2 protein-coding genes are annotated in these 2,268 nt (G+C 36.9%); both read right to left on the bottom strand.

All coding sequences use genetic code 11. From position 1 onward, the window contains the following. Window positions 1-484: 484 nt before the first annotated feature. Window positions 485-1,393 carry a type IX secretion system membrane protein PorP/SprF gene (locus Q1K34_RS17935; RefSeq protein ID WP_300442109.1) on the bottom strand — a complete coding sequence of 303 codons (909 nt, stop codon included), beginning with the start codon at window positions 1,391-1,393 and terminating at the stop codon, window positions 485-487. Window positions 1,394-1,402: 9 nt separating this feature from the next. Next, window positions 1,403-2,268 (bottom strand): gliding motility-associated C-terminal domain-containing protein (locus Q1K34_RS17930; protein WP_300442106.1); only part of this gene is annotated, 866 nt, incomplete at its 5' end.

Here is a 2,268-nt window from a genome sequence, read left to right as displayed (position 1 = left end):
TTCTTTCTTTATGAATTGCTTTCAGCAGGATTAACATGAAAAACCGAATATGTGGTATCTTTTAAAATGCTGTTTTTATTTCCTGGCTGCCACTTTTCGGCGGGCAGGCAGGTACGCTTAACTTCCCGTACGCTATAAAAATATTTTATACTCTCCTATTTTGAAACAGTATTATAGAACCGTAACAATATGGAAGCAGATAATAATTTTCTCTTTAAGAACAATTAGAATATAAAAAATATATTATCGGAATGTGTTATACATGCCACCAAAACCTATAGAATTGAAGCTCGTAATTTCAAGATAATTATTAATTAAAATTACATCTTCTTTCTGAAATTTTTGGCTCCATAGATATTGAAAGTGTAAATTAATTATTTCTTGGATACACCCTGATCATAATTTTTTTTCCACTTTTTATTTTTTAGAAAGGCGACCTTAATAGTCGCCTTTAAATCATACTTGAATTATCCTGCTAAATTTTTTAAAAAAATCTTGGTGAGTTCGTATATTTCATTGTATCCCGTATGTCAAATCTCAAAACGATCTCGTGAGAACCGTCATTATATGTTCTTAATCTGGTGGTATCGGCATCATATGAATATCCAATAAAAACCGAATCGAATATTTGAAAACCTGCCAGTGCACTCACTGCTGAATTCAATCTATAAGAAGCCCCCAAAGTGAACTTCTCAGAAAATAATAAATTGGCAGAAATATCTACCTGTAGGGGAGCACCATCGGTTACCTTCAATAAATAGGCTGGTTTTAACTTGAGCCCAGGGTTCAGGTCAAAAACATATCCTCCCATAAAATAGGTGTGAAAACGTTCTTTTGCCAGAAAAGTATCAGAATTCTCATTGTTTTTATAATGCTCCGTCTCCAGCAATTGTGGTACCGAGAAACCTACATAGAACTTATTACTGTAATAATAGACTCCAGCTCCTATGTTTGGAGTAAATCTATTATCGATATTCTGATTAAAATCAGGGTCATCGGGTCCTGAGAGCTGAGTGAAATCCACATTAAGTAAATTTGCACTGGCTTTCAAACCAAAAGCCAGTGCTGTGTTTTCAAAATCAAGGGTATAAGAAAAATCGGCGTTAATGATAGTTTCACTACTGGGTCCTATTTTATCTGAAATAACAGAACCTCCCAATCCAACATTTTTTCCGATGCGATCATTGATACTGAAAGATAAGATTTCGGGAGCGCCATCCAGGCCCACCCATTGAGACCTGTATACTCCCGATATTTTGAGAAAATCCTCCGATCCTACATAGGCTGGATTGAATAAGGCTGTATTGTACATATATTGGGTGTACTGCGCGTCCTGCTGAGCATATCCCCCCAGGCTTATAATACTTAGTAATAAAAAAATATATCTTTTCATAGTAGGTTTTTAACGTGTTAGGTATAAGTAACCAGATTTAGATTTCCATTCTCCGTCTTTATATCTCAATACATAGAAATAAGTTCCTGCAGGGAGTTCTTCCCCTTTTCTAACGGTTAATCTTCCTTCTGAGATCCCTCCAAAAAGATTTCCGTTTTCTCCATAAGCCTTAGCCTCATATATATGTACACCCCATCTATTGAAAATTTCCAGGGTATTCTCTTCATATAATTCCAGGCCTTCTATCATAAAGAAATCATTAATACCGTCACCGTTCGGAGATAGTTTCTGAATAATTTCGGGTCCATCTTCAAGGCAGTCGGTAGAAACTGGATTTGGATTACAAATGTTCAATGGATCACTTACTCCGGTTGCAATTGTTTCTGTTGAAGGATCATCGATTCCGTTCACTTCTTCACCATCGTTCAGTCCGTCATTATCTGTATCGGCATCATTAGGGTCGGTTCCTGCTGAAGCCTCTTCTTCATTGGTCAGTCCGTCATTATCAGCATCGCAGGTAGCAGAAGTTTGCAATGGATCACAGATATTTAGAGGATCACTAACATTTTCAGGTACTAATTCGGTTGAATCATCATCAATTACAAGCACTTCTTCTCCGTCGGTTAAACCATCATTATCAGAATCAGCATTTTCTGGATCTGTTCCTAAAGCTATTTCTTCCTCATTGAACAATCCGTCATTATCCAGGTCTAAATCGGCTCCGAAACTAAGTACAATGGTCTGACTTGTAATTCCACCATTGGCATCGGTAGTAGTGATCTCAATACTATAATCACCGGCCTCCAATAGATTAGCATTTTCAACGGAAAGACTTCCATCTTCATTTAGAATCACTCCCGGAGGAAGATTACCAT

It is taken from the genome of Christiangramia sp., assembly GCF_029937855.1.
Taxonomy (GTDB): domain Bacteria; phylum Bacteroidota; class Bacteroidia; order Flavobacteriales; family Flavobacteriaceae; genus Christiangramia.
The sequence above is the reverse complement of the archived record's forward strand: the minus strand, read 5'-3'. Positions and strand labels throughout refer to the sequence as shown.

Excerpts from the sequence above, each read along its gene's own strand:
- Q1K34_RS17935 (WP_300442109.1), bottom strand. The coding sequence starts at position 1,393 with ATGAAAAGATATATTTTTTTATTACTAAGTATTATAAGCCTGGGGGGA.